The organism is Terriglobia bacterium, assembly GCA_036496425.1.
Lineage (GTDB): Bacteria > Acidobacteriota > Terriglobia > 20CM-2-55-15 > 20CM-2-55-15 > 20CM-2-55-15.
Window position 1 is genome coordinate 1 of the sequence record DASXLG010000059.1, and the last position, 21,751, is coordinate 21,751.

General features: G+C 57.3%; 19 protein-coding genes and 1 pseudogene. 13 read left to right on the forward strand and 7 right to left on the reverse strand.

All coding sequences use genetic code 11. The annotated features are described in order from the left end of the window. The 4 genes from VGK48_03860 to VGK48_03875 form a co-directional block, all read left to right on the forward strand. Window positions 1–187: hypothetical protein (locus VGK48_03860; protein ID HEY2380300.1), on the forward strand; the 187-nt coding region annotated here is incomplete at its 5' end. Window positions 188–254: 67 nt separating this feature from the next. After that, window positions 255–1,589 (forward strand): cytochrome ubiquinol oxidase subunit I, encoded by a 1,335-nt coding sequence (locus VGK48_03865; GenBank protein ID HEY2380301.1) that lies wholly within the window; start codon window positions 255–257, stop codon window positions 1,587–1,589. After that, window positions 1,589–2,623: a cytochrome d ubiquinol oxidase subunit II gene (cydB, locus tag VGK48_03870; protein HEY2380302.1), complete on the forward strand. Its 1,035-nt coding sequence runs from the start codon at window positions 1,589–1,591 to the stop codon at window positions 2,621–2,623. The genes VGK48_03865 and cydB overlap by 1 nt, the downstream gene beginning before the upstream one ends. 258 nt (window positions 2,624–2,881) lie before the next feature. Continuing rightward, window positions 2,882–3,571 carry a hypothetical protein gene (locus VGK48_03875; GenBank protein ID HEY2380303.1) on the forward strand — a complete coding sequence of 230 codons (690 nt, stop codon included), beginning with the start codon at window positions 2,882–2,884 and terminating at the stop codon, window positions 3,569–3,571. Between the two features lie 13 nt (window positions 3,572–3,584). Here the strand turns inward: VGK48_03875 and VGK48_03880 are convergent, their stop codons facing one another. The 5 genes from VGK48_03880 to VGK48_03900 all read right to left on the reverse strand — a co-directional run bounded on the left by VGK48_03880 (window position 3,585) and on the right by VGK48_03900 (window position 7,551). Then, a complete protein-coding gene (locus VGK48_03880) occupies window positions 3,585–3,989 on the reverse strand; it encodes a DUF6152 family protein (protein ID HEY2380304.1) in 405 nt (134 codons plus the stop codon). Window positions 3,990–4,007: 18 nt separating this feature from the next. Then, entirely contained in the window at window positions 4,008–5,387 is a 1,380-nt protein-coding gene (locus VGK48_03885; protein HEY2380305.1) for a hypothetical protein, read from the reverse strand. Between the two features lie 111 nt (window positions 5,388–5,498). Then, window positions 5,499–5,885: a nuclear transport factor 2 family protein gene (locus tag VGK48_03890; protein HEY2380306.1), complete on the reverse strand. Its 387-nt coding sequence runs from the start codon at window positions 5,883–5,885 to the stop codon at window positions 5,499–5,501. Between the two features lie 158 nt (window positions 5,886–6,043). After that, complete coding sequence (trxA, locus tag VGK48_03895; GenBank protein HEY2380307.1) at window positions 6,044–6,376, reverse strand: thioredoxin; 333 nt, start codon at window positions 6,374–6,376, stop codon at window positions 6,044–6,046. Between the two features lie 371 nt (window positions 6,377–6,747). After that, window positions 6,748–7,551: a hypothetical protein gene (locus VGK48_03900; protein HEY2380308.1), complete on the reverse strand. Its 804-nt coding sequence runs from the start codon at window positions 7,549–7,551 to the stop codon at window positions 6,748–6,750. Window positions 7,552–7,602: 51 nt separating this feature from the next. On the opposite strand from VGK48_03900, the gene VGK48_03905 reads away from it, so the two are divergent. Genes VGK48_03905 through VGK48_03920 form a run of 4 tightly spaced genes read left to right on the forward strand, consistent with a single transcriptional unit; the run spans window position 7,603 to window position 13,322 of the window. Further along, window positions 7,603–8,277, forward strand: a complete 675-nt coding sequence (locus VGK48_03905) for an HAD family hydrolase (protein HEY2380309.1) — start codon at window positions 7,603–7,605, stop codon at window positions 8,275–8,277. Further along, a complete protein-coding gene (locus tag VGK48_03910; GenBank protein ID HEY2380310.1) occupies window positions 8,274–9,416 on the forward strand; it encodes an acetate/propionate family kinase in 1,143 nt (380 codons plus the stop codon). Before VGK48_03905 ends, VGK48_03910 begins: the two co-directional genes overlap by 4 nt. A gap of 12 nt (window positions 9,417–9,428) precedes the next feature. After that, window positions 9,429–11,924: a phosphoketolase family protein gene (locus VGK48_03915; GenBank protein HEY2380311.1), complete on the forward strand. Its 2,496-nt coding sequence runs from the start codon at window positions 9,429–9,431 to the stop codon at window positions 11,922–11,924. A 21-nt stretch (window positions 11,925–11,945) separates the two neighbouring features. Further along, window positions 11,946–13,322: an FAD-containing oxidoreductase gene (locus VGK48_03920; GenBank protein HEY2380312.1), complete on the forward strand. Its 1,377-nt coding sequence runs from the start codon at window positions 11,946–11,948 to the stop codon at window positions 13,320–13,322. Between the two features lie 3 nt (window positions 13,323–13,325). Here the strand turns inward: VGK48_03920 and VGK48_03925 are convergent, their stop codons facing one another. Beyond that, entirely contained in the window at window positions 13,326–15,164 is a 1,839-nt protein-coding gene (locus VGK48_03925) for a glycoside hydrolase family 15 protein (GenBank protein ID HEY2380313.1), read from the reverse strand. 447 nt (window positions 15,165–15,611) lie between these two features. Here VGK48_03925 and VGK48_03930 point away from each other — a divergent pair. The 3 genes and pseudogenes from VGK48_03930 to VGK48_03940 all read left to right on the forward strand — a co-directional run bounded on the left by VGK48_03930 (window position 15,612) and on the right by VGK48_03940 (window position 17,731). After that, window positions 15,612–15,752: pseudogene (locus tag VGK48_03930) on the forward strand (DNA starvation/stationary phase protection protein). Window positions 15,753–16,125: 373 nt separating this feature from the next. Continuing rightward, window positions 16,126–17,331: a BamA/TamA family outer membrane protein gene (locus tag VGK48_03935; GenBank protein ID HEY2380314.1), complete on the forward strand. Its 1,206-nt coding sequence runs from the start codon at window positions 16,126–16,128 to the stop codon at window positions 17,329–17,331. A gap of 76 nt (window positions 17,332–17,407) precedes the next feature. Further along, window positions 17,408–17,731 carry a pyrimidine/purine nucleoside phosphorylase gene (locus VGK48_03940; GenBank protein ID HEY2380315.1) on the forward strand — a complete coding sequence of 108 codons (324 nt, stop codon included), beginning with the start codon at window positions 17,408–17,410 and terminating at the stop codon, window positions 17,729–17,731. 6 nt (window positions 17,732–17,737) lie between these two features. Here the strand turns inward: VGK48_03940 and VGK48_03945 are convergent, their stop codons facing one another. Further along, window positions 17,738–19,057, reverse strand: a complete 1,320-nt coding sequence (locus VGK48_03945) for a M28 family peptidase (GenBank protein HEY2380316.1) — start codon at window positions 19,055–19,057, stop codon at window positions 17,738–17,740. A gap of 148 nt (window positions 19,058–19,205) precedes the next feature. On the opposite strand from VGK48_03945, the gene VGK48_03950 reads away from it, so the two are divergent. Together VGK48_03950 and VGK48_03955 are read left to right on the forward strand one after the other, a co-directional pair. Beyond that, a complete protein-coding gene (locus VGK48_03950; protein ID HEY2380317.1) occupies window positions 19,206–20,774 on the forward strand; it encodes a DUF6178 family protein in 1,569 nt (522 codons plus the stop codon). 117 nt (window positions 20,775–20,891) lie between these two features. Further along, window positions 20,892–21,707: a TIGR03435 family protein gene (locus VGK48_03955; protein ID HEY2380318.1), complete on the forward strand. Its 816-nt coding sequence runs from the start codon at window positions 20,892–20,894 to the stop codon at window positions 21,705–21,707. Window positions 21,708–21,751: the final 44 nt, after the last annotated feature.

Here is a 21,751-nt window from a genome sequence, read left to right on the forward strand (position 1 = left end):
GACCGCTACGACGGTGGCCGGAGTCTCCTGCACCGGCGCGGACGCAGATGGCACACCGGCCGCTTTTGTTTCGGACGGCCGCGAAGAACATGCAGAGATCAGAAATCCGGAAAGGACGAGCGGGAGACAAAGTTGGCTTAAACGCTCTGAAAACATCGTATTGCATCTCTCCTTCAGTCTAGAGTAGACGATGGGCGTCCGGAAAAGCCGCTCGATTTACGATTTTTAACCTAGCGCCGGAGGCGCGACAGAACGTGGAAGACGCGCTGCTCGTAGACAGACTGCACTTCGGTTTCACGATCACCTTCCATTACCTGTTTCCCCAACTCACGATGGGGCTTGCGCCTCTCATTGTGATTCTCAAGACGCTTGGGCTGTGGAAAAAAGACGAGCGCTACAACCGCTCGGCGCGCTTCTGGGCGAAAATCTTCGCAATCAATTTCCTGCTGGGCGTCATTACGGGCATCCCGATGGAGTTTCAGTTCGGCACCAACTGGGCAAGGTTCGCCCGCTATTCGGGCGGCGTGATCGCGACTTCGCTTGCGATGGAAGGGGTTTTCGCTTTCTTCCTGGAATCCTCCTTCCTGGGCTTATTTCTCTACGGCGAACGGCGGATCGGTCCAAAATGGCACTGGTTCGCCGGTTTCATGGTGTTCCTGGGTTCGTGGTTGTCCGGTTACTTCATCATCGTGACCGACGCCTGGATGCAACATCCGGTGGGATTCGAGGTCGCAAGCGATGGGACCGCCCACTTGAACAGCTTCCAGGCACTGCTGACGAATCCGTGGGCATTCTGGCAGTACATCCACAACATGAGCGGCGCTCTCATCACCGGAGCTTTCGTCATGGCTTCAGTCGGCGCTTTCTATGTTTTATCGCGCCGGCAGACCGAACATGGACAGGTGTTCCTGCAGCTCGGTGTGATCGCGGCCTTGATCGCCTCCGTTTTTCAATTGTTCCCGTCCGGCGACGGGCAGGGAAAGATGGTCACGGATCACCAGCCGGTGACGCTCGCGGCGATGGAAGGACAGTTCAATACGGAAGCCGGCGCGCCGATTGTCATCCTCGGACAACCGAACGTCGGGGAACGTAAGCTGGATAATCCGCTGATTGTCCCGAAGATGCTGAGTTTCCTGACGTACCGGCACTGGCAGGCGGTGGTCAGGGGCTTGAACGATTTTCCGCAGGAGCAATGGCCGGACAACATCCCACTGTTGTATTTCAGCTACCACATCATGGTCGGCCTGGGCACGATCTTCATCCTCATTACTTTTGCCGCGGCACTGCTGCTGTGGCAAAGAAAACTGTTCACCGCCAGATGGATGCTATGGATTCTGATGCTGAGTTTCCCGTTTCCGTTCATCGCCAATACGGCAGGATGGATGGTGGCCGAACTCGGGCGCCAGCCCTGGCTGGTCTACGGCCTGATGCGGACGTCGCAAGGCATCTCACCGATGGTTTCCTCCGGCAATGCCTGGTTCACGCTGCTCGGCTTTATGGGGATGTACACGGTGCTCGGCATTCTGTTCCTTTTCCTGGTCTGGCGTGAGATCGAACACGGTCTGGAATTCATGGGGAGCGATGCCTGATGGAAACGTTGTGGTTCGTCCTCATCGGGCTCATGCTGATTGCTTATGTTGTGCTGGACGGTTTTGATATCGGCGCCGGAATCGTGCAGCCTCTGGTCGCAAAAACCGAGCGGGAGCGGGCGCTGGTCCTGCGAAGCATCGGCCCCGTGTGGGATGGTAATGAGGTCTGGCTGATCGCCACCGGCGGGGCCCTCTACTTCGCTTTTCCGCTGCTTTACGCTTCGAGTTTCAGCGGCTTCTATCTTCCGCTGATCATTGTGTTATGGCTGCTGATGCTCCGCGGCGTCGGGATCGAATTGCGCTCGCATGTGGATCACGACATGTGGCGGTCGTTTTTCGATTTTGTCTTCAGCGCTGCGAGCCTGCTGCTGGCGCTGTTCTTCGGCGCCGCTATCGGCAATGTCGTTCGCGGCGTGCCGCTCAACAGTGACGGATACTTCTTCGAGGCTCTGTGGAGCGACTTTCGGACCGGACCTCAGCCGGGCATTCTCGACTGGTACACGGTGCTCACCGGAATTCTCGGGATGGTGACGCTGGGAATTCACGGCGCGAACTGGGTCGCCCTGAAGACCGACGGAGCCGTCAATCAACGCGCCGGACGCGTTGCGCGCAACGGGCTGTGGCTGCTCGCCCTGTTAACGGTGCTGAGCCTGGGCGCGACGATCCACGTGCGTCCGGAAGTCCTCGACAATTTCCGCGCCCGCGCGTGGGGTTGGGTGATTCCAACCGGTGTGACGGTTTCGCTGATCGGAATCCGGTATTTCCGGACGCATGGCCGTGATCTGGCGGCGTTCCTCTGTTCGAGCGGATACATCGCATCGATGCTCGGCGGCGCAGCATTCGCACTGTATCCGAACGTGCTGCCGGCAAGTACGGGACCGACATATAACCTCACGATCTATAACTCGCAAACGGGCGGGTACAGCCTTCGTGTCGGTTTGGCATGGTGGCTGGCCGGCATGGCCCTCGCTATTGCTTACTTTGTCTTCCTATACCGTTTCTTCCAAGGTAAGGCGGTTCTCGAGGAGAAATGAGGCGGGTGGCAATCCGCGGGATGGACAAGTGACAAGGAAGTCACGAACAAAAGACATGGTGGTGACAACTCCATTTGCGAGTTCGATTATCTTGTCGGTGAGGTCACAGGAGAAGTTACATTGTGAATACACGGGGGTGGCTCCACAGTGCTCCTGTGGCCTCAAACCACTCATCTTCCAATCACTGGTAAAACACGTAAATAAAGGCCTCTCGTGGTTGTTTTGGGGCCTCAGTTGCAAATAACTGAGAGAATGCCCATGACAAACTCTTCGATTTTGCAATCTGTTTTGCGCACGGCAAGGATCCACGGGAAGTCTTCCGCCCTCTATGACGTAGCATTTCGCGGCTTGAACAAGTGTGTGTACTACCGGGTTCTTCAGTGCCTCGTGATCGAGACTGTTAACGAGAAATGCCTCTCACTGCCTCCACAGTTCCATTTCGAGAGAATGGAGCCGTCCGGGTTATTAAAATTTGCTAAAAACGACGTTTACGAACTGACTCCCCGATTCATCCACGCCAGCGCTGAAAAGGGTGATGAATGCTATGCGATCCTGGAAGGGGACGCCCTCGCCAGTTACGGCTGGTACTCCAGCCGGCCGACACTGTTGGACAACGAGGATCTGATCCTGCGATTCGGCAGCGGCTACGTTTATATGTACAAAGGATTTACGCTGTCCACATACCGCGGGCAGCGGCTCCACGCGATCGGAATGACGCGATCGCTGGCGGCGTATAAGGCCAAGGGCTTCAAGGGACTCATTTCTTATGTGGAGTCGAACAATTTCGACTCGCTACGATCGTGTTATCGCATGGGATATCGGGACTGCGGACTGATGCGCGTGATCCGGGCTGGCGGTAAATACTTCTTCACGCGCCAACCGTCGTGTGAACAGTATGGCCTGGCCGTGGAAATGAATCCGCAATTCCCGGGTTCTCAGGCGGCCTGACGCTCGTAAGCAACTAAATCCCTACCACAAACGTCAACCGGCTCCCGTCGGGGAGCATGATGGATTTCGCGCAGGCGGAATGCTGATTTTTAGAACGATCGGCCGAGGGCTTGGCAGGATAGGCGTCGAAGGACAGCGTCGTACCCGGGGCAAGCAACCGTCTCGACAAGCCCGCGACGATCGTGGCGCCAGGTGCTGGGAATTCAATCACCCAATTATCCGAACCGCCGTCTTCGTTCTTCACATCGAAATATACATGAATGTGCGGATTGCTCCATTCGAGGCGCGTGATGACGCCTTTCAACGTCAGCGTGGCCGAAACATCGTACTGCGCGGCGGTCGCGTGGTGAGCCGACGCGGCAGACGGCAACAGCGCTGTGAGCATTCCCAGCGCCGCCACCATAAGGATTTTTTCCAATGACTTAGAGGGGTCCGCTCAGTTTCGCGTCGCGTTCCAGCGGGCTTGAATGGTCGATTGTCCACGGCCGCGATTGCGGCCACCGCCGCCCGGGAAGCCGCCGATATTGCTGTTGTTATTGTTTGCGGGAAGCGTCACATTGCCGCCCATCCGGTCTCCGGCATCACCTTGAACCGCTCCCGAGAATTGCATCTGAAAATTGTTGGTGCCGTTTTGCGTCTGCGTATAGAAGGTGACGTAGTTCCCGTTGAGGGAGCCACGAATCGGAATGGTGCCATATCCCCGTGGGTCCGTGATGGTGCCTTGCAGATTGTTGCCGTTTTGCCGAACGGACAGCTGCAGGGTCATGTATTGCGCTCCGTCTGTCGTCACCGTCCAGTTTCCGGACAGATCGCCGGGGATGACGGACGAAACCTGGGAAGCGGGCTGGTTCGAAGGAGGAGCCACCAGTCTAGCGGGACCGGACGCCGCCGCGGCGGCGCTCCCCGGGGGCGGGATCGTGATCGTCACATCCAGCGGGTTTTCCAGCTTGAACATGAGCTGGGTTTCCGAATTGATTTTGACCTGTTCGCCCTTGCTCACAACGGCTCCGCCGCCACCACCGGCGCCGGCTCCAATGACCGCTCCGGTCTTGCCGCCGAGAATGCCGCCGAGAATGCCGCCGACCGCTGCGCCCACGCCCACGTTCCGCGCGGCCTTCTTCCCTTCCGAAGATCCGGTCTGCTCAAACGTATTGCTGGTGACGGTGTAGGGATCCTTGCCGATGAAAAGCCTGTCGAGCTGCACTTTGAGCTGGCTGGTGCCGCTCAGCTTTCCTGCCGATTGGACATCCGTAACTTTAACAAAGACATCGGAACGTCTTGGAAATACGGTGTCATTGCCCACGACGACGGGCTTATCCAGAGAGGCCTTGAAGGTCTGATTGGGATGGCTCGTCTCGGTGTCGATCGAGTCGATCATCCGGATGTAAACCTCGGTCCCGGCGGGAATGGTGATCTTCTTGATCGTCGGCTCCGGAGGTGGTGGGGGCGCCGGTGGCGCCACTTGCGTCTGCGGCGCCGGCAGCGTGATCGCATCGGAAGTGGGCTGATTGGATGCCGTCTGCTGCGAAGGAGGGGCGGCAGGCGCCGGAAGCGGAGCGGGAGCAGGGGCCACTGCCGGAGCCGGCCGGGCCGCCCGTTTCAGAGCGGGCGCAGGCTCTTCCTTTACGATATCCGCCGGTTTCGGCTGGGGGGCGGATGCCGCTTCCACAACGCCGGGGTTTGACGGGGGTGTTGCCGCCGCCGGCTGCGGCGCCTTCTCGCTGGGCAAATCTCCCTGCGGCGGAGCGCACGACACCATAACAGCCGCTAGAAGAATGACAAGCCCGTAAAATAGACTCCCTCGCTGGCGGTTCATTCAGAAATCCTCCTTCGGCAAAACAGTAGGTATCAGACGTTTAACAACGGATACCGTTACCGGAAAACTGTTCTATTTTACCTGGAATTCACCCGGCGTGCCGAGGGCGTTTCAAAACATCGTGTTGTTGTTTTTCGATGTCTCGGGGACTTCCTGGACGGCGTCCCAATGCTCGACGATCTTGCCATCTTCCAGCCTGAAGATGTCGATGACCGCCTTCCCCCTGGTACCGGGAACCGCGACATTGTGGCTGTGAACCACGACCAGATCGCCTTCGGCGATCAGTCGCTTGAACTCGACGCGCAATTGCGGATTGGCGCCGGTGATCCACTTGACGAAGCCGATGAACGGTTCCGGTCCGTCGGCAGCGTTCGGATTATGCTGACGGTACTGAGACCCGATATAGCGCTTCACGGCCTCTTCCGGCTGCTTTTGATTGAACGCCATGTCATAAAATGCCTGAACGTTCGCTTTGTTCTGCTCGAGATTGTTTGACATTATTTTCTGCCTTTCAGATACATCAACGGCCAATGAAGGGGAAGAAACCACAAGAAGCACAAAAGGCACAAGAAGAATCTTTTATAGTTTCTATCTGACTCTCACACTCGGCTCAACTGACAGTCCCGGCCATCAGCTGATGGGCCTCGACTGCGTGCTCAGGCCGTAATTTTACGAGCCGCCAACCCTTCGATCTGCTCCCTGCTGGAGAGACCGACCAAGCGGTCTGCTTCACGTCCATCCCTGAAAAGAATCAGCGTCGGGATTCCGCGAAGGTTGAAGCGGGAAGACACGGACGGGTTATCGTCCACGTTGATCTTGTAGACCTTGGCATCACCTTTCAGTTTTTCGGCGGCAGCTTCAACCGCCGGCGCCATCGCGCGGCATGGGCCGCACCAGGGCGCCCAGAAATCGACCAGGATCGGTTCTTCCGACTGCACCAGTTCATCGTCAAGAGCGGCTTCGCTGATGTCACGCACGTAGGTACTCATAGGATCTCCTTTCAACTTCCACTGTCGGATCGGGAAACTGCAAGGCAAGCACCAATCGGTAAATGGTTGAAATTTTTGAGAGAAGGCGAGATCGCGAACGGCGGAGTCGCGAAACACTTCGTGAAATCACGAAGAGAATCGCGAAAGGGCCATTCCCCGCCTTTCCAAGGCGGGGTGCCCGAGCGATCAGCACGTTAGAACGCGAGGGCGGGGCGGTTATCAAGGAACCGCGCAGCGCACATTATTTGTTGATGGAAGTTACTAACCGCCCCGTCTGCGCCGCCAGGGAACGGGCCCATTAATTAATGGCGCAGCCACCCCGCCTTGGAAAGGCGGGGAATGGTCCCCTGGCCCAGGCTTTGTGCGAAGCCCTATCTTCTCGCTCCCTGCGGCAAAGCTTCTTTGCGGAAGCCGGCGGGAGCATCGAAAGTCGACGCCGGTATGGCCTGGTTGTGGAACTCGACGATTTCGCTGACCGACTGTACAGCGCCGTTACGATACGACGTATGCCGGACCGGAATACCGGCAAATCCCTGCTCCTGAACCGTGCCGTTGAACATGATTCGATCGGCGGCGGCCGGTGACATCGCTTTGACGAATTCGGCGAGCTGCCGGGCCACGTCGAAGTCTCCCGGCGCCAGTCCGAATTCTTTCGGATCGACAGTACACACTTCCTCGGTCTTCTGCGCGCCGACGTAGCCCTCATATTTCGTGCATGCCCACTGCCCCACCTTGTCGGAGCCGGCGGCGCGATACTGTACTTTCGGCGCTGGAGCGGCATTCGCGCCCGGCAGGCCACCGCGGCCGCGCATCATCTGTTCGACAATCTTGCGCTGCTCCGGGGGAAGATTGGCAAGTTGGGACTGTACTTGAGACATTGCGGAGTCCGCCTGCTGCCGCAGCCGGTCGGCATCGGCTTTGGTGATTTCGGTATAGGTCTTCTTGTTCATGTCGACCATCAAGGCCGTCTGGTTCTGCCCGTCAAAAATGAAAGCCATCGGATTACCGGCGGCGCTCGATTCCGCGCGGATGTGGGTCTTGTCCATCTGAACCTGGTTTGTTACCGATTGGCCGTTCGTGGTTTCTTTCTGAACGAACACCACGCCCTGAGCCTGCGCGAAAACTGCAGTTGAACAGATCGCGATTGAAAGAAGTGTCACTATTGCACGTTTCATAAATCCTCCGCAGCAATAGTGATAACGTAAAGGCCGGTCCAATTCAATAAAATGGAACTGAAACAATGCAGTCCACTTGTATTCCTTCTCGATGTCGATAACACGCTCCTCGATAATGACCGGATCGAGCAGGACCTGAGCGAGCACCTGACTGCCATGTTCGGCCGCGAGGCGTGTGACAGGTATTGGAACATCCTGGAGCAAATGCGGCGCGCGTTGGGATACGCCGACTTTCTCGGTGCGCTGCAGCGCTACCGCAGCGAGCACCTTCACAATCCACGGGTTCTCGAAATATCTTCGTTTCTGGTGAACTATGCGTTCAGCGACCGTTTATATCCGAAGGCCCTCGACCTCGTGACCTGGCTGAATAGCCGGTGGCCGGCAGTGATCTTTTCGGATGGAGACGCCGTCTTCCAGCCGCGTAAAGTTGAACGTTCCGGCCTCTGGTCCGCCGTCGAGGGCCGCGTGCTCATCTACATTCATAAGGAGCAGATGCTTGACGATGTCGAGCGCTGGTATCCTGCCGGGCATTACGTCTTCGTGGACGACAAACTCCGTCTCCTCAGCGCAGTTAAAGAAAAATGGGGAGACCGCGTGACCACGGTGTTCCCACGCCAGGGCCATTACGCAAATGATCCATCCACAAAGACTTATCCGCCGGCGGACATTACCGTCGAGCACATAGGCGATCTGGCCGAACAAATCTCTAACACTTTCGATCGATGATCCCCAAGCGTGATCTGAATCTATTGACCGTCAACACGGGCTCTTCCAGCTTGAAACTGGCTGTCTATCATTTCGGCGAAACGGAAACCTGCACGTTCTCGGCGAACATCGACCGGATCGGGCAGCAGAAGGTTCCGGATCATGGAACAGCTCTCCGCATTCTTCTGGAGCGGATTCAACGTGAAGCTATATATTCGAGGCTCGATGGCGCCGGCCACCGCGTCGTGCTCGGAGACAGGCGGTGCCTTGAGCACCAGCTGATTACAAAACGCCTGTCCGCTGTCTTCCAGGAACTCGTACAGTCCGCTCCGGATCATGTACCACAGGTGATCGAAAGCATAAGCACCCTCGAGAGCAGCTATCCCGGCATGCCGCAAGCGGCGTGCTCGGATTCTGCCTTTCACAGCCGGATGCCCCGAGTATCGCAAATGTACGCGCTGCCGTTGCGACTGTTTGAGCAAGGGGTGTTGCGCTACGGGTTTCATGGCCTGTCCTGCGAATACATCATGCAGGAGCTGGATTCTCTCGATCCGGCGGCGGCAAACGGCCGCGTGATTATTGCGCACCTGGGAAACGGCTCCAGTGTCACAGCAGTCGATCATGGAAAGAGCATCGACACCTCGATGGGCTTCACGCCGATGTCGGGTCTCGTCATGGGAACCCGCTGCGGCGATGTGGATCCCGGTGTGTTGCTGCATCTCATGGATCGCGATGAGATGACGTCAAGGGGACTGAACGACCTTCTTAATAAAAAGTCGGGCCTGCTTGGCCTCTCGGAACACAGCGCGGATATGCGCGATCTGATTGAACGTGAAGCTGCGGATGCGCGCTGTGCGGACGCGATAACGGTATTTTGCTACCACGTTCGCAAATTCATCGGGGCATACACCGCCGCTCTTGGCGGCCTGGACACTGTCGTTTTTACGGGTGGCATTGGTGAACATTCGGCCGTCATTCGCGAGCGCATCTGCACGGGGTTGAATTGCCTCGGTATCACACTCGATAGCGACGCGAACCGTATCGATGCGGGGATTATTTCGGCGAAAAGCAGTCTCGTTACTGTCAGAGTTATTCGGACCGACGAGGACCTGATGATTGCGCGGCACACGTCACAGGTAATTACAAACAGCAAGACATGACAACGGGGGAATATGACGATCGAATTCGACGCCAGTCTGTCCACTGCGGTTGACGGGCCGCCCGTATCCAAACCGGAACAGCATCAAACCGCGGGACCGCTGTCCCCCGAGCAACTCGCCGGAATGCACCGCTATTGGAGCGCCGCGAATTATCTGACCGTAGGCCAGATCTATCTTCAGGAAAATCCGCTGCTCCGGGATCCGTTACGCCGCGAACATATCAAGCAGCGCCTTCTGGGCCATTGGGGAACGTCAGCCGGCCTTAATTTCATTCTCACCCATCTGAACCGCCTTATTACAGAGCGCAACGCGGATCTGGTTTGCGTCATCGGCCCCGGCCACGGCGGACCGGCGGGCAATGCGCATGCATGGCTGGACGGCACATACAGCGAGATCTATCACCCGATCACACAGGACGAAACCGGCATGCGGATCCTCTTCCGCCAGTTCTCGACTCCCGGCGGGGTATCCAGCCATTGCGGCGCCCACCTGCCGGGATCGATTCACGAAGGCGGCGAGTTGGGTTATTCGTTGCTGCATGCGTATGGGGCGGCATTCGACAATCCCGATCTCATCGTCGCATGCATCATTGGCGACGGAGAGGCGGAAACCGGTCCTTTGGAAGGCAGCTGGAAAGGTAACAAGTTTCTCAATCCGGTCCACGACGGCGCCGTCCTCCCGATCCTTCATTTGAACGGCTACAAAATATCGGGCCCGACAGTGTATGCCCGTATTCCCGAAGACGAACTGATCAGCCTGTTTCGCGGCCATGGCCATGCGCCCCTTCTGGTTTCCGGTGACGACCCGACAGCGGTCCATCAGGAGTTTGCCGCAGCGATGGACCGGTGCTACGAAACAATTCGCGACATACAACGCACTACGAGGAGCAGCGGGTTCACCACCCGACCCGCCTGGCCGATGATCATCCTCCGCACGCCGAAAGGATGGACCGGACCTAAAATCGTGGATGGCATCCCCATCGAAGGGACCTTTCGAGCTCATCAGGTTCCCATCGCAACAGTCCGTGAAGATCCGGCGCACCTCAAGCTGCTGGAAGAATGGATGCGCAGTTACAAACCCGAAGAATTGTTCGATCGTGATGGCCGGCTGGTACCGGAACTCGCCTCGCTTGCGCCGCGAGGCGATTGCCGCATGAGCGCGAATCCGCACGTGAACGGCGGCCGGTTGCTCACCGACCTGGAACTCCCGAATGTTGCGGATTACGCTCTCGACATTCCTGGTCCCGGCCAGGTATCTGCTGAAGCTCCGCTCAAGCTCGGCGAGTTCCTGCGCGATGTCATTGGGATGAACCCCAGCACTTTCCGGCTTTTCTGTCCGGATGAAACCGCATCGAATCGATTGAATGCCGTCTTCGATGCGACCTCACGGTGCAGCGTGGCGGAGCGCGTTTCGCTCGACGATCATGTCTCGCCGGATGGCCGGGTCCTGGAAGTGTTGAGTGAGCACTGCTGCCAGGGCTGGCTGGAAGGATACATTCTCAGCGGAAGGCACGGGCTGTGGTCCTCTTACGAAGGATTCGCGCAAATCGCGGATTCCATGCTGACGCAGCACGCCAAGTGGCTGAAGGAATCCAGAAGCCATCCCTGGCGGCGGCCCATCGCTTCGTTGAACGTGTTTTTGTCGAGCCACGTCTGGCGGCAGGACCATAACGGATACAGTCACCAGGCGCCGGGATTCGTCGATAACGCGCTGGTTCAGAAAAGCGAAATCGTTCGAATCTACTTTCCGCCGGACGGCAACTGTCTGTTGCACGTCATGGATCACTGCCTGCGCACGCGGAATCTGATCAATGTCGTCACCTGCGGCAAACAGCCTCAGTTGCAGTGGCTCTCCATGCATGAAGCACGCGAACACTGCTCCCGCGGCATCGGTGTATGGAAATTCGCAAGCAACGATGAGGCCGGCGATCCGGACGTCGTTCTCGCTTGCGCCGGAGACGTCCCCACGACGGAAACCATAGCGGCGGCATGGCTGTTGCGTAAGCACGTCCCCGATCTCAAACTGCGGCTGGTCAATGTCGTCGATATCTGCGCCATGATGCGAGACGATGTACACCCGCACGGCATGGATAACATCGAGTTTGAAAGTTACTTCCCGAGAAGCGTTCCCGTCATTTTCGTTCATCACGGCTACGGCTTCGCCATCCGGAGCATCGTGCAAGGCCGGCCTGGAGACGACAGGTTCCATGTACGCGGGTATATCAATGAAGGAACGACCACCACTCCGTTCGACATGGTCGTCCTGAACCAGGTCGACCGTTTCCACATTGCGATCGATGCGCTACGGAGAGCGGAGCGGCTTCGCACAAAGACGCTGGACCTTGTCGACGCGCTTCAGCATAAACTCACAGAGCACGTTCTTTACACACGCGAGCACCTTGTGGATCTGCCTGAGGTTGCGAACTGGCATTGGACAGATGATTTCAGCGACCCGATTGCGCCTCCGCCCGCTATCAAAGCAGGTGCGCAGACTTTCACGAATGCTTGAGGTCTTGACGGGAGATACCTTGTGACTCGACACTTCGACGCCATCATTATCGGTACCGGCCAGGCCGGGCCGTCTCTGGCTGCCCGCTTCAGCGCTTCGGGAATGACCGTCGCGATCATTGAACGCAACAAATTCGGCGGAACCTGCGTCAATACGGGGTGCATTCCGACAAAGACGCTCGTTGCCAGCGCCTACGCCGCACATACGGCCCGGCGAGGTGCGGATTATGGGTTCTCGATATCCGGAGACGTTCAGGTGGATATGAAACGGGTGAAAGCGCGCAAAGACGAAGTCGTGGCGCGCTCGAACAGCGGTGTCGAAGAATGGCTCCGCGGGCTGGCCGGCTGCACGGTCATTCAGGGCCATGCGCGGTTTGAATCTCCTCGAACCGTCCGCGTCAACGACGACGTTTTGGAAGGCAGCAAAATCTTCATCAATGTGGGCGGCCGGGCCTCGATCCCAACGATACCAGGCCTTGATGACATTCCATTCCTGACGAATTCATCGATGATGGAGGTCGATTTCATTCCCAGACACCTGATGATCGTCGGGGGAAGTTACATCGGGTTGGAATTTGCCCAGATGTACCGCCGCTTCGGCAGTGAAGTCACAATTCTGGAGATGGGGCCGCGCCTCGCCGGGCGTGAAGACGAGGATATTTCCGACGCGATCCGCGAGATTATCGAAACGGAAGGAATAAGAGTTCGTCTGGGCGCCAAATGTATTTCGATGTCGATTCGAGGCGAGGATATTGCCGTCGGCCTTGATTGCGGGCAAGAGCCGAAAGAGTTTGTGGGCAGCCACGTTTTACTGGCCACCGGACGCGTACCGAACACGCAGGATCTGGGTCTGGACAAAACCGGAGTCGGTGTGAATCCGCGTGGCTATATCACCGTTGATGATGAGCTTCGAACCAGCGCGCCGGATATCTGGGCGATGGGAGACTGCAATGGGCGCGGCGCCTTCACCCATACGGCTTACAACGATTATGAAATTGTCGCAGACAATCTCCTTGCCGGAGGCCGGAGGCGGGTTTCAGACAGGATCCCGACTTACGCACTCTTCATCGATCCACCGCTCGGCCGCTGCGGCATGAGCGAAAACGAGATCCGTAAATCCGGAATTCCGGCATTGGTTGTGCACTACCCGATGAAACGGGTAAGCCGCGCCGTTGAGAAAGGCGAGACTCAAGGACTGATTAAAATCAGCGTGCATGCAGAAACCAAACAGATCCTTGGCGCCGCCATCCTGGGCACCGGCGGCGACGAGGTGATTCATGTCCTGCTGGATCTGATGTATGCGAAAGCGCCGTACACGCTTCTGCAACACGCAATGCATATTCACCCGACCGTCTCGGAGTATCTGCCAACCATAATGTCCAAACTGCAGCCGCTGTAGTCTTCAGTTCCGGTTGCCCAACACGCGATCCAGATTGAAGGCGGCACTGATCAGCGCGAGATGCGTGAAACCTTGGGGGAAATTGCCGAGCGCTTCACCTTGCGGCCCCGTCTGTTCGGCATAGAGCCCGAGATGATTCGCGTAACCGAGCATACGCTCGAACAAAAGCCTCGCTTGATCGAGTTTTTCAGGGATGGTCTGGCCGGCGCGCGTCAACGCCTCGACCAGCCAGAACGAACACATATTGAACGTGCCTTCCTCGCCCGGCAGACCGTCGACGCCAGGCTGAGGCGGATAACGGTATACGAGGCTGTCGCTTACCAGACCGCCGCGGCGGGGACTTTCAAGAATCGCAGAGATCGTACTGAGCATTCGTGGATCGTTGGGAGCCATAAAGAACGTCAGGGGCATGATCAGTAGCGAGGCGTCCAGATCGCTGCTCTCGTAAGATTGAGTAAAGGCCCGGCGCTTCTCATTCCAACCTCGGGTCATCACTTCTTCATAAATGCGGTCCCGCTCCCGGATCCATTTCTCACGTTCCCCGGGTAGAGCGCGCTTGTCCGCCAGCCGGGCGCCCCGATCGAGTGCGACCCAGTTCATGACCTTCGAGTAGACGAAGTTCTCTTCCCGGTTACGCATCTCCCAGATGCCGGTATCCGGACGTTGCCAGTTCTCGCAGATCCAATTCAGACGGCTTCGGAGTTTCACCCACATATCGTACGAAACCGGGCTCACGTACTTGTTATACAGATACACCGAGTCCATGAGTTCACCGTAGACATCGGCCTGAAACTGCGAAGCCGCGGCATTCCCGATACGCACGGGGCCGGACCGGCAGTATCCTTCCCAGTGATGCAGGACTTGCTCAGGAATCTCGCGATCTCCATCGATAGTCAGGAGTGGAGGAATAGCCATTCCTGAATGAAGATGCTTCGATGCATAGTTGTGGAGCCAGCCTATAAAGCCCGCCGCCTCGCGTTTGAAACCGATGCGGAGAAATCCGTAGACCGTGAAAGCCGCATCCCGCGCCCATGTGTAACGGTAATCCCAGTTGCGGACGCCGCCGATGACTTCGGGAAGGCTGGTAGTCGGGGCGGCAACAATGGCTCCGGTCGGTTCGAAAGTAAGAAGTTTCAGGACCAACGCCGATCTCTGCACCTGTTCACGCCAGCGTCCATGGTACGTACATGCGGAAAGCCACGTATGCCAATAACGCACCGTGGTCGCGAAAAGCTCATCGGCTTCGTTCGCAGTCGGAGCACAAGGAGTGTCGGGAGCGTCTTCGTGGCCCTTGAGAATAAAGACCTGCGACTGGCCCTCCTCGAGCTTGAACTCCGCTGTAACGGCCTGCCCATTCCGGCTTAAAGGAACCGTCGAGGAGAGCACGAGCGTCAACTCCCCTGAACTGAACGCGGCTCCGTTGGCATCAAGCCGTGTCTCATGCGCCTTGCGGCCATAGTCGAATGCGGGAAAACAAACGGCTGAAATCGTCACCGCACCTTTGACGCAGCGGATACGGCGACAAAGATGATGATACCAGGGTGAATCCGGCGGAAGACCAACGGGCATGAAGTCTTCCAGTTCGGCGATTCCATCCCGGAGCAGGAACCGCGTGACGAGGATATTGGTCGAGGGTAAATAGAGTTGTTTGTGACGAACGTCATCCCCAATCGGGCAAACCTGGAACCTGCCTCCCTTGGTGTCGTCCAGGATTGCCCCAAAGATACTGGGCGAGTCGAAGTGAGGGTAGCAATACCAGTCGATCGAGCCATTCATACCAACCAGCGCAGCGGTTCGCATGTTGCCGATGATTCCGTAATTTTCGATAGGCTGATAGGACATCGAAGACCCTTTCTCCGGATGTTGCCGGCTCCTCAAAGCACTTGCAGTACCGTGATGGCCTGGCTGATCTACAAATAGAAATCAGGCCGGCACGGAGCGCCGGATGTAATGACGGATTGCCACCAGTTGACTGAACATTACCACCTGGCCAACACGATCTGGAAATCGCTGTCCTTAACTGTATGGACCCTGAACCAGTAACAAAGCCGTCCCTGCGGGGCGATTTGGATCGAGCGTTGCTCATGCGAAGCACCCGGAGAAAAGACGATCATGAGCAAAAAAGATTCTGTCCGGCAATTAACACCTGGCCGGATGACTGCGCAACCTCATCTTCACGAAAATACAAATGAGATTCAAGCGTATGGCACTGTCTTGCATCTGGTTCCGCTCGATCTGGAAGAGCCGGTAAGGCTCGAGATCACTGGACAGCTGAATCGACTGGCTGCCAAGCTCGGCGATGACGGCACCAATGATCTTCTGGTCAGCGACGTGTTGCGCACGAATGAAATGGAGGTCTGGTTTCTGAGCGAACATCTCGTTGACGTACCGCTCATCGCGACCGGCAGAAAATCAAGAACCGCCGTTTAAAACCTGAATTCCGCAGCAAGGAGATCCGCAAAAGGAAGGCCAAATGCAGCTGATCTGACATGCCCATCCAGATTCTCCGGAATGAGCTGCCTGAAGGCCTGCAACAATTACTGATAGCGGGAATTTCTTCCGCAATCGGCGTTCAAAAAGGCCTATGGAAGGTCGATATCACGTCAGAACCGGAAGCAAACGCGTGGGATGTCGAAGTCATCGGGCCTCAGAATTTTCAGTGGGCCCGGAGGTTTTCCGGGGAAGATCGCGACGTAGAAGTCATATGCGAAGCTATCCGTGCGGCAGTAATGGAACAGGCAGCTTAGCAGCGGAACTCCAGATGGGCACATCGACGTGACAGTATGGAATCGAGAGGTCTTCCTTGTACAGGTGGTTCTTTCTTTCTCTCACACTCCTCTTACCTCTGGAACTGCTCGGCCAGGAGACTGTTATTCCTTCAGCAGGGCGCGCCGCTCAGATCCAGGAAGAGAGCCAGGAGAAAGCACGCCAGCTGGCTTCCGAATCACCCCCGGCAAGTGACAATTCCCTCCGCAACCTCGGAAAGTTGATTCACTTCGTACCGATCCACTTCGGAGTGGAAGGATTAGGACCGGGAGCCGGTCCCGCAATCCACTCCAGACTCCTTCAGGAGACCGACGGCGGACACCTTGCGCTCCGGTTATGGGGACGCCTGGCAATCCACGAATTCTATACGGCCGGTGCCGGCCTGGAATTCAAGACTGCTTCTCCGTATAACGCGACGTTCGCGCTTGAGGGTTCACACTCGGACTTGCCCCAACTCGAATACTACGGGCCAGGCCCAGACTCCTCGATTCACAATCGCACGGACTTCAGGAGAGAAGACACCCTTTTCAATTTGCGGGCAGCAGTACACACCGGCCACGCTCTGGCGGCTTGCCGGGTCGGCGAACTTTTGTTGAATGTCGGCACCGGCACCAACGACAAGCTTGCGAGCACACAATCGGTATTTGGACCGGACCAGGCACCCGGGATCGCTGTTCAAAGCAATTACCTGATTCCCGGCTGTTCCGCTCAAATCGATCTGCGGGACTTTCCTGAAGACCCGCATAAGGGGACATTTGTAGCGGCGACCTTCGACCGCTACTTCGCACAAAACCAGACTCGTTTCTCTTTCTCCCGCCCGTCGATAATGGCGGAACAGTACATTCCGTTTTTTAATGGCAAACGAGTGATAGCGCTTCGAGCCAGGACAGAACTGAGTTTTCATTCGGACAATCAGGTTGTTCCCTTTTATCTTCAGTCCACGCTGGGTAGCGATACGGACCTGCGCGGTTTCCGCCGCTATCGTTTCTATGACGAAAACTCGATCGCGCTGACCGCCGAATATCGATGGGAAATAGCCACAGGTCTGAATATGGCGTTATTTGTCGACGGCGGAAACGTGTTTCACCGTCCGGACCAATTCAGCCTGGCGCAAATGGAAGGTTCCGCAGGCTTCGGTTTGAGGTTCATAAGCCAGAGCGACAGAAAAATGCTGGCGCGCCTCGACATGGGTTTCAGCCGTGAGGGATTTCGGGTATGGCTCAAAGTACCCGAGCTGTTTTGATTTTCGATTTCTTTAAGTTGAAGCAATGAAGAAATTTGCGATGATGCAATGATCCAATGTTCTTAAAGGAGTTCGAATGTCAGCACCGGCGGAGTTCACGGGGGTTACGGCCGTCTCGAAAGCGAACATTTATTTTGACGGGCGCGTCGTAAGCCACACGCTACACTTTCCCGATGGCAGCAAAAAGACGCTTGGTTTGATTTACCCGGGCAGTTTTGAGTTCAAAACGGATGCCGCAGAACGGATGGATATCACAGCGGGTGAATGCCGGGTGCGCCAGGCGGGACAGAATGAATGGAAAACTTACGGCGCTGGCACGAATTTCAATGTGCCTGCCAAATCCTCATTCGAGGTCACTGTCGCAGCCGGCATTGCCGAGTACGTCTGCTCCTTCGAATAATCTGAGCTATTTTTTCAGCTTTGCGCCCGCCAGCTGCCCCACTGCACCCAGCGTCGTTTGAGCGGCGTTGAGACCGAGGCGGAAGTCCTTGTCTGAAAAGGTGGAGTAGACGTCGATGGGTTGATGCCACGTCGGGTTCCAGCCGCCGCCCGTCTGCATTCCACGTTCGTTTTCACGGAAGCTGATTGCGGGAATCAGATTCATGAAGGGATCGGAATCCGTGTTGGTCATGTGAGGACCGACGGCCGCAGGATAATCCGTGGCGTATTTCTCATTGGCCGCCCGGAAAAAGAAGGCCAGCTTCATCGCATCGTCGGCGAACTTGGAGGTGGACTGGAATTCGATGTTGACGTCGGCTTCGGGCCGCTGCTCGGGGTTCCAGGTACCGTCGGGGCGTGGCATGCCGTGATCCCACATCATCATGTCGTGCTGGATCATCCCCAGCCATCTGGGCTCGGGATATTTTTTAGATCCCGGAGGATCTTCCTTGCCCTGAAGAGCCGCGCGTTGCGCCACATAGGCCCGAGCGCCGTTCAGGCCGCTCTCCTCGTTATTCCACAGGGCGAACCGAATGGAACGATCGGTCTGGACATCGGGCATGTTGAAAATACGAGCCAGTTCCATAACCAGCGCGGTGCCGGAACCATCGTCGTTAACGGCTTCACCCCAGCCGATTCCATCCATGTGCCCGGCAACAATGTACATCTCTTCCGGATGAGTAGCGCCGACCTTCGTGCAGTACACCTCTTCGCGTGGCCCATTCTTGCTGGGTTCGACGTTGAGTTCTCTGAGCCGGGCATCGGGCTGGCGGTTGGGATCATTGTTGACACCGACAGCGGCCGAAACCCCGTATACCCGGCTGCCGCCCGGCCCGTTGACGATCTCACCGCTTTCGACCACTTTGGCCTGGCGTCCGACGCCGCCCACACCGCGTGCGACTTGACCGCGTGGAGCAGCCGCCTGCGCACCCGCTGCACCCGCCGCGCCCCGGCCGCCCCTTGCGCCCGCGGCTTGCGGCACCGGATTCTCCGGATACATATACTTCACTCTCTCGGTATTGGTGCAGCCATAGCTCTTGAGCTGAGCGTCGATCCAATCGACAGCTTTTCGATTTCGTTCCGTGCCCTGACGCCGGTCGCCGAACTGGGCGAGTCCCCGCAACGTCGCTTTGTATCGTTCCAGGTCCAAACGTCCCGCCAAAGTCTTTACCGGATCGTCGACAGCCGCCTGCGAACGTTGTCTGCTTTGTAACAGAAATGGAGCAATCAGAAGGAGCACACCAACCGCAACCGCCGTCAGAGCGCTCGACCGCATGTCGTTTTTCACCTCAAAGCCTGAAATCAATCGAGTGGTAGTTTACTTGGAAGGATTTTTGGCGGGGAGTTATTTCCAACCTGCATTTATTATACTGCCGCTACCCCGCAAGAAACAGACTGTTGCGAGCTCTCACACTCCGCTACATTGTGCCGATCGCATGAAAAAGAACTTCAAAGGTTCCCCGGCACGGGCAACGGAGGACCGCCGGACCGTACTCGCCCGGATTCTCGATACGCCGCACCTCGAGCGCGTTGTCCCGCAAATGCAGCCCGAGTTGCTTCATCGCGTGATCCAGAGTTGCGGCCTCGAAGATTGCGGCGAACTCGTGATGCTGGCGACGCCCGGGCAGCTCGCGCGGATCTTCGATCTCGACCTCTGGCAGCCGGCAGAACCGGGCATGGACGACCGGTTCGATGCCGATCGCTTTGGCGTATGGCTCGAGGTGCTGGCGGAATCCGGCGCCGGTGCGGCGGCGCAGAAGCTTGCATCGATGAGCGCCGCTCTTGTAATTGCCGGACTTGCGCAACACGTGCGGGTCTTCGACGGCGCGGTGGTTACGCCATATCGGACAACGGACGGGATCGAGGTCACACCGTTGCCAGACATTGATGGGCTCGTGTGCGACGTCGGCGGCTATAGGGTCGTTGCGAAGCGCACGGACTCGTGGGACGCGATCGTTGAAATTCTTATCGCGCTCGATGCGGAACACTCCGGCTATTTCGATACAGTGATGCGCGGATGCCGCGCGCTATCCAATGCCGGATACGAGGTCGATGGGCTGGATGACCTTCTTGTTCAAGAGCAACAGGCCATGTTCGACCTGGAACTCGATCGGGAACACCGGCGGGACAGACAGGGATATGTAACGCCGGCCCAGGCTCGGGCATTTCTTGAGATGTCGCGCAGAGTTCAACTCGAATCCGCAGCCATGCCGCCGGAAAATCCGCTCGCACGAGCGTATTTCCGCTCGCTCAACCAGCGGGCGGCAGATCGGAAAGCGCCAGGGGATACCCCATCCGCGGCTACCGGCAACGCTGCCGCTGCCTTGGCCGATGTACTTCTCGAAGCTGGAATCATCGCGCAACCGCCTCGCGCACTGCTCAAGGGCTCACAGGACACCGCGGATGAACTAGTAACTCTCCGGCACATCCGGGAACACATGCAGCTTGCGTTCGATCGTGATCACGCCGCATACGCAAGACGAAACGAAGAACTCACCTACCTCGCGAACACCGTTATGGCGGGCTGCGCTCTGCAAGGCAGGCCATTCACAGCCCAGGAGGCGTGGGATGCGGCCGTTGCAGTTTGCAACCTGGGGCTCGAGAACTGGCCGCCGTTGTGGAGTCCTCCAGACGGTCTTGTCACTGTGTTTCAGGCCGGGTGGACGGTCCTTCATGAGCAGGCCGGCATATTCGCTGCCAGGAGACTCCTGGAAATCCTCGCAGGTTTGCAGTGTAGCGACCGCGATATTCAGAACGAACTCCATGCCCTTCGCATCAAGCTGTCGGCAGCCTGCCGGTCAGGAACGCCATGGCTTGCTCGCGGCGCGCTGGATGTCATTGCGATCCTCGACACAACGGCATGGGCGGCACTGCTCGGCCTGATCGCGGAATTCCCGGTACTCCACGCCGCCGCCGGCGCGTCGGCTTTTGAATTTATCTCGGAGAACAGCCAGATTACTGTCATCCGCAAGTTCATTCAATCACTGCCGGAAATGCTGCGATAAAAGACTGTTTGAACTTTCCGCCTGGGTTAGGCGGGGAGTGGCCATTACCATGACACTCGGCATTGGAACAAATCGGAAAATGTTTGCCGAAAACATCGATGCACAGCACACTTGGGAATGCTTAAGAACACCATCTGCGCAGCGGCTCTGTTCATCACCACGGGTTTGCCTTTATCCGCGTTCGGCTCGATCCCGATGTTCAAACCAATGCAAACGCCGGAACCCTCGTTTGAGGCAGCCGCGATCAAGCCGACGCCTCCCGACTCTCGGGCAAGATATACAACGATGCTCGGAGCGCATCAATTTCAGGCGAAAGGCTACACCCTCAAAGGGCTGATCGCGGCGGCATACAGTCTGCCGCCGCGAGCGGTGTCCGGAGGTGCGGATTGGACCGATGTCGAACGCTATGACATCCTCGCCGCGACGCCGGGTGAAACCCGCCCCACTGTGGATCAACAAATGGCAATGGTCCGGACCTTACTGACCGAGAGGTTTGGCCTTAAATTTCACACCGAGCCGAAGGAATTTTCCGCATATCTCCTGACGGTTGCCAGGGGCGGAACCCGGATGAAGGAAGCCGCAGCACCGGATACACAGCCGATGCTCGTCGCCACTGTGTGGCCGGGCGACCGCATCGTGCTGCCGGCCCGCAACGCAACAATGGCGCAGTTGGCCGCCACGTTACAACGCGCGATCCTGGATCGTCCGGTTCTGGACAAGACGGACCTGACCGGAGCTTATGATTTCGATCTCGAATGGACCTATGACGATACCCAATTCAGCGGAAATCTGCCGCCGATAGCATCCCAGAATTCCGGTAAACCGGACCTGTTTGCCGCGCTTCAGCAACAGCTTGGACTGCGGTTGGAGTCTTCGAAAGCGGCGATCGACACCATCGTCATCGATAGCGTGCAAAAACCCTCGGAGAATTAAGGAATCTATTGCACCATTGGTGCAATAGATTCCTTGTGTCCTTC

What these genes read in the sequence shown, in the direction of transcription:
- VGK48_03910 (HEY2380310.1), top strand. Translation starts at nt 8,274, where the DNA reads ATGATCCCCAAGCGTGATCTGAATCTATTGACCGTCAACACGGGCTCT.
- VGK48_03905 (HEY2380309.1), top strand. Translation starts at nt 7,603, where the DNA reads ATGGAACTGAAACAATGCAGTCCACTTGTATTCCTTCTCGATGTCGAT.
- cydB (HEY2380302.1), top strand. Translation starts at nt 1,589, where the DNA reads ATGGAAACGTTGTGGTTCGTCCTCATCGGGCTCATGCTGATTGCTTAT.
- trxA (HEY2380307.1), bottom strand. Translation starts at nt 6,376, where the DNA reads ATGAGTACCTACGTGCGTGACATCAGCGAAGCCGCTCTTGACGATGAA.
- VGK48_03890 (HEY2380306.1), bottom strand. Translation starts at nt 5,885, where the DNA reads ATGTCAAACAATCTCGAGCAGAACAAAGCGAACGTTCAGGCATTTTAT.
- VGK48_03940 (HEY2380315.1), top strand. Translation starts at nt 17,408, where the DNA reads ATGTCAGCACCGGCGGAGTTCACGGGGGTTACGGCCGTCTCGAAAGCG.
- VGK48_03875 (HEY2380303.1), top strand. Translation starts at nt 2,882, where the DNA reads ATGACAAACTCTTCGATTTTGCAATCTGTTTTGCGCACGGCAAGGATC.
- VGK48_03885 (HEY2380305.1), bottom strand. Translation starts at nt 5,387, where the DNA reads ATGAACCGCCAGCGAGGGAGTCTATTTTACGGGCTTGTCATTCTTCTA.
- VGK48_03925 (HEY2380313.1), bottom strand. Translation starts at nt 15,164, where the DNA reads ATGTCCTATCAGCCTATCGAAAATTACGGAATCATCGGCAACATGCGA.
- VGK48_03900 (HEY2380308.1), bottom strand. Translation starts at nt 7,551, where the DNA reads ATGAAACGTGCAATAGTGACACTTCTTTCAATCGCGATCTGTTCAACT.
- VGK48_03955 (HEY2380318.1), top strand. Translation starts at nt 20,892, where the DNA reads ATGCTTAAGAACACCATCTGCGCAGCGGCTCTGTTCATCACCACGGGT.
- VGK48_03950 (HEY2380317.1), top strand. Translation starts at nt 19,206, where the DNA reads ATGAAAAAGAACTTCAAAGGTTCCCCGGCACGGGCAACGGAGGACCGC.
- VGK48_03915 (HEY2380311.1), top strand. Translation starts at nt 9,429, where the DNA reads ATGACGATCGAATTCGACGCCAGTCTGTCCACTGCGGTTGACGGGCCG.